The 5,143-nt window shown below is 59.0% G+C and carries 5 protein-coding genes; 2 read left to right on the top strand and 3 right to left on the bottom strand.

What is annotated here, in order from left to right:
* Nucleotides 1-672: 672 nt before the first annotated feature.
* Nucleotides 673-1,428 (top strand): hypothetical protein, encoded by a 756-nt coding sequence (locus ABH939_RS32930; RefSeq protein WP_003946434.1) that lies wholly within the window; start codon nucleotides 673-675, stop codon nucleotides 1,426-1,428.
* Between the two features lie 37 nt (nucleotides 1,429-1,465).
* Nucleotides 1,466-1,954, top strand: a complete 489-nt coding sequence (locus ABH939_RS32925) for a HEPN domain-containing protein (protein ID WP_003946436.1) — start codon at nucleotides 1,466-1,468, stop codon at nucleotides 1,952-1,954.
* A gap of 188 nt (nucleotides 1,955-2,142) precedes the next feature.
* Here the strand turns inward: ABH939_RS32925 and ABH939_RS32920 are convergent, their stop codons facing one another.
* The 3 genes from ABH939_RS32920 to ABH939_RS32910 form a co-directional block, all read right to left on the bottom strand.
* Entirely contained in the window at nucleotides 2,143-2,604 is a 462-nt protein-coding gene (locus ABH939_RS32920) for a DUF5956 family protein (RefSeq protein WP_003946439.1), read from the bottom strand.
* A 72-nt stretch (nucleotides 2,605-2,676) separates the two neighbouring features.
* The gene (locus ABH939_RS32915; protein WP_003946437.1) at nucleotides 2,677-3,387 is read right to left on the bottom strand and encodes a hypothetical protein; all 711 of its coding nucleotides are present in this window, start codon (nucleotides 3,385-3,387) and stop codon (nucleotides 2,677-2,679) included.
* Nucleotides 3,388-3,444: 57 nt separating this feature from the next.
* Nucleotides 3,445-4,401, bottom strand: coding sequence for a hypothetical protein (locus tag ABH939_RS32910; RefSeq protein WP_147343839.1), 957 nt, complete (start codon nucleotides 4,399-4,401; stop codon nucleotides 3,445-3,447).
* Nucleotides 4,402-5,143 lie beyond the last annotated feature (742 nt).

Here is a 5,143-nt window from a genome sequence, read left to right as displayed (position 1 = left end):
TCGCTGCGCTCCCCGCCAGGGAGCCGCTGCGCGGCTCGCAGTGGGTCGAGTGCCGTTGCCGTCGATCGAGTCGCTTCGCTCCTCTGAATTCCGAAACTTGTTTCTCACCAATCGAATTCATCGCAACGTCTGAACCGGTACCCGACACCCGAACGAGGCTGGGGAGGAGGGGAAGGGTCACGAAAAGCGCCCCGTCTCGCGTCCACTGCCTCGCCATCATCATGCTCCCAATCATACACCCCCACCCGCCAAACCGCAAAACAACCCGAAATCCAGAAACACCGAAATATTCACCACTGCAACAACATTCGACGCTAACGAAACCATCACCGTGCACAACCCGCGAAACCAACCCAACACCAACCGAATACCGAAACCTACTGACACACAATAACATTCAAAAACACCCAAAAAACGAGCCCTAGCAACACCCCCACACCACCCGCCGGCCCCAGCGGCCCCCCGCCGGCACCCAAAACGCCGGCGCACCACACACCCCCAACAACCACCCCCGGGGACATGTCATCACCGCAGGTCAAACCCTAAAACACCAACACCGAACCCACCCACACCAACCAAACACCCCCACACCGACATCCCCCATCCCAGACTCCGGAGGCCATCCGCATGTCGTCGCGCCGTCAACCGGCCGGACGACCTTAGCCTTAGCTCATGGCGACGACAGAGCAACTCCACGGACAATGGTGGGTACCCGACTCGAACGGCCCTTCTCGCACCGTGCCGGGCGTTCTCACGCTCAGTGATTCCACAGAGCCGCGACTCGACTTGCACGGCGATTTGTACGATATTCACGAGCTGGGATTTCGCACTGTCCATGGCAATTCCGGTGGGCGCGCGGTGTCCCTGTTCGAGACGTACATCGATTCGGAAAAGGGTGGATTCACAAATGGCCAGAAGTACACCGACCAAACGATAAAGCTGTCAGGGCTCGTCATCGGAGACTCCCACGTCAACGACGCCGACGAACTCGCATTCACCGAGTCCGTCATCGAACTGGACTACCTCACCTACTGGGCCCGTGGCGTCAAGATCGCCGTATCCCACCCTGAAAAGTCCAACGAGCCCTATATTTTCACTATCCCGGTCAGCGCGCCCCTCTCGGGAAAATACGGCAACGTCGAGGTCACGGTTTCCACGTCCAGCCATTACGCATCCGGCGGTCAATTCTCCCGCGGTGGTATGTCCATTCCTGCACACTTTCGGACAGCATTTCGAGTGACCAGCGCCGAACCCCTTTCGATCAACGCCCACATCGAAATCTCTCGGCGGCTGGCAGACCTGATCACGCTGGCGATGCATCGGCCCGCCCACGTACGGCGCATCAAGTTCTCCCGCAATCCCACAAGCGCATCGGCAGTTCGACTGGTGGAGCTCGGACCTGATCAGCGAGGACACCGACCTCGATGATTCGGGCACGACGCTTATCAACTTCACACTCGACGATGTGGATCTGCCGACCCTCCTCGAAGGCTGGCACGAACTGCACCAGAAGGCGAACTACGGGACGCTGTCCGTCATCGCACTTCAACGCGAATCGAGTATGTACTACGAAACCAAGCTACTTGGACTGTGCGGCGCAATCGAGGCACTGCACAAGGGTTTTCACCCAAAATCTCTCGACTACCGCGAACGCTGCGTCGCCCTCGCACAGATCCCTCCACCGGCCGCGGTACGTCAGGTCATTCCCGACATCGAGGTATGGGCTAAGAACATCAAAAATGCTCGGAACCATCTCGCACACGGCGACGAACCTCACAAGCGCAAAATGTCCGAAACCGTCTGGTACAACCTCTATGAACCTGGGGTCGCCCTGCTGGTGCTCGTCGCGATGACCAAACTCGGCGTCCCGGAGCGGACACAGTTGAAATCGCTCAGACAAGGCGCATTGAAGCGCGCAGTCCTCGGCGCTAGGGCGTCCCGTCCTGGACCATGAACGCTACGGCAACGCCCTGTCCCCTAGCTCTGAGAGACCCGACCGGCCGAACCTGTACCGCGCCAGAGGGCTGGTTTCAGAACATCCGGCGCGCATTTAGGCCCTTTGACATGGCTAAACGACACGTCCCCCATGCGAAAAAATACGTGACATCTACAGCCCGGCGGGGCCAGCATCTGCCAGCAGATTCAATCGGCCAGAAGCCTGTTGTACGTAGCGGTGATAATCGTCAACGCTTCGACTTCGTCCGGCGCTGAATTCTTGGCGCGAAGTTCGTCCGCAAGCTCCGCCGCATCCTTGATTCGACTGGGCACTCGTACATACCAGTCGAAACCGCTGGGGAACTTCGCGATTCCCGCCAGCTGAAGGCCGAAATTGACGAACTCATCGATCGTTCTTTGATCGTCGTCGGTGAACTCCTCGAAGTGACTCTCTCGCTGGCCAGTCCGCGGGTTTGTGTGAGTGACCTTGACCGGGGGGCGAGCCGAGATCGGGACGGCAACACGGAAAGCGCGGGCCGGTCCTGCCGCCCACACGGTCATCAGATCGTGGCTGGTCATTGCGACTCGCACATAGTGCCCACCCTCGACGGTATCCGGCAGACTGCTCGGCTCGTGGGAGACCGGGAAATCGCTCCACTGCTGGCTCATCAGTAGGACCTCCTGACATCACCTCGACGGCACACACCATCAGAGTGTGTGCCGCCGAGGTGAGCTTGTCGACTACCCGATCTGGAATTGGCCGATTGTCTCGCCCTCTCGCGAAAGAAGCGGCACAATTCTCGTGGTCGCGGTATCGGTGGACGGTTGCGCCGTCAGATCACTGGCACGGACGAATCCGGCTTGCAGGTCGGATCCGATAGCACTGACCAAGTCAGGCAGCTCAGCGTCGCTTTGAACGTTCAGCGCGTCCCCGTAACTCTCGCCCCTTGCGTTGACTCCGCTCTCGCCCGCCGTGAGAGCTGGCTGGCGCTGAAGAGCTGAGGGCGCAGGGAACTGGAGCGGATCGGTCGGGAACGTGACGTATTCGTTGATGGCGCCGTTCGACTGGTTGAGAACTGCTACGAATCCGTGACTGTTGTAAAAGCCTGCACCGCAGTCCCTTTGCGTGCTGGCAACTTGGGAGTTGGAGATGAGGGCATTGAACCGGTAATCGGTGGCACTGCACAGGGCGCCCTCGCGGAACAGCCGCGCCTTCGCTCCCATGATGCCCGGGGAGACCACGTTGGCGAACGAGGTGTAGATCCGACTGCTCGCGATGGGCACTCCCCCGTTGTCGATAGTCGAGGTGTGGAGGAAGATCGTGCCGTTGACCGGTGGAGTGGGTCCGATCCAACCGGTGCGCACCTCCGCTTGAGCTGGGGACGCACCTACCAGTGCAAGAACAGCTGCTGCGGCGATCGCTCCTGGAATGATTTTTCGTAGAGATGTCATACCTTTGTCCTTTGCTTGGTTGTCAGGCAGAGACATTGACGTGCAGGGGGTTTCGGATCAGCGATTGAAATAGCAGACTCGGTTTTGGGTGGGGCAGATAAATCGTTCGCTCTGTGGCCCAGGACCCCATACTGAAGCCGTTGTCGGGATCGACCAGACATAGTCGTAGCCGGATGGCTGAAACTGCATACGCCCTTCGATGAAGTACGTGCCGGCATCGACGATGTTCGACCCTTGAGCTGGTCCGTAGTTGAATCTGGGGCTCGCCTCCGAGACAGTGAACGGTGATCCCATGTAGTTGATTCCGCAACTCGTATCCAGGATCGGTCCGGGAACCACTTCACGGCAATGGGCGTCGTGCCGAATGAAATTCAGCGAAGGTCCTTCGTCATGGATCACTGTTGTAGTGATTCGTGTGGACCGTCCGTTCAAATTCAAATGAACGATCCAATCGAAGGTTCCCACCACACCGTCTTCGTCGCCGTAGATCATGTTGCTCTTCGCTTCCGACTGGTACTGGGCGATTTCCCTGATGCATGGGGAACTCGAATCCGGTTCACACCAGAGGTCGTAGTCAGGATCATCATTTAGCCGTGACTGCGGATTCGGAGGTGGCACCGGCTCCACAAGGTCAGGGCGAGGGACGACCGGAAGCACCTCCTGGCCGTCGGGAGTAATCAACATCGCTCCGTTGCAGACCCAGTTGGAGATGTTGCGCTCGAGCGCAGTATTGACACACTGCTGCCCAGCACCGGGAACTTGCATCATTTCCGGAGGAAGATCAGTCGAGGGATATTCCTCTACAGCGGGCGACTCAGGGGCAGGTTGGTCGAGTGTGTCTGGCGAGGCGCCGGCCACAGGTGCAACAGCCAGGGATAGCACCATGAGTACGACCGAGACCAGTGTGCGACGTTTCCACAAATTCGTTTTGACCACGCGGAGTACCTCCAGTGAGGTGCAGCAGCTCAGCGAAATGGCTGCCTGCGAAATTGACCGGTTAGCTAAGGCCAGCAAGTGATTCCGTGTGAGACTAACCGACCGCGCGGTTTCAAGCTAGGGCTTCACTGGAAAAATTTCGAGAGAGAACCCCTTTGGCGATTACATCAAAGATGTTTTGCCGCAATGGAAAACAGATCCCGGACCGGGTTTCCCCTCAGGATTGAGCTGGTTTGCCGCTATGTTGTTGAGGGTGAGGAGTTTTCGACAGAATCGAGTGTGCGCCTCTCGCGCGAGGAGAGTATTGAACTGGCTCGGGCTGTGACGACAGCGCCTATTGCGCCGCCGTGTACCCGATCCGCTTCCCGTGTCGCGCACACCGAACTTCTGCGGGCCGATGGATCGGGTGGAGCGACGGTGTTTGTCGAACTCGACGGTTGTGGGCGTGTGTATCTCGATGGCTATCGCACGTTGGTCCCTGATCAGGTGGCGATCCTGTCTCGATGAAGTTGGGTGCCGTCGGTATCTACAGCCGCGCATCCGACGAGGTGGGCGCGCACCGGGGTCCTGGGGGTCAACGAGGCATCGGATCCGCCTTGTTTCAGACGAGAAGGCTTGCTTAGTGCAGAGAACTGAGGAGCGCCCACGCATAGAGCTTTTTGGCATGGTGCCTTCGAGGCGGAGTCCTCCGGCGAGTACGCGCAGAGGGAGCTTGTCGGGGCGCGTTGTCAATGGCCACGAAGTTCTCCCCGTAGGCGGCCAGTAGTTCTCCCCGCTGGTGGCCACGGGTTCTCCCCGGTGGCGGCCAGTTGTTTTTCCC

Source organism: Rhodococcus sp. 27YEA6, assembly GCF_044908235.1.
Classification (GTDB): domain Bacteria; phylum Actinomycetota; class Actinomycetes; order Mycobacteriales; family Mycobacteriaceae; genus Rhodococcus_F; species Rhodococcus_F qingshengii.
Note: the sequence above shows the minus strand (reverse complement) of the source record. Positions and strands in the feature narration are given on the sequence as shown.

Bases quoted from the DNA above. Each gene is read 5' to 3' on its own strand.
- ABH939_RS32920 (WP_003946439.1), bottom strand. From the start codon at position 2,604: ATGAGCCAGCAGTGGAGCGATTTCCCGGTCTCCCACGAGCCGAGCAGT.
- ABH939_RS32915 (WP_003946437.1), bottom strand. From the start codon at position 3,387: ATGACATCTCTACGAAAAATCATTCCAGGAGCGATCGCCGCAGCAGCT.
- ABH939_RS32930 (WP_003946434.1), top strand. From the start codon at position 673: ATGGCGACGACAGAGCAACTCCACGGACAATGGTGGGTACCCGACTCG.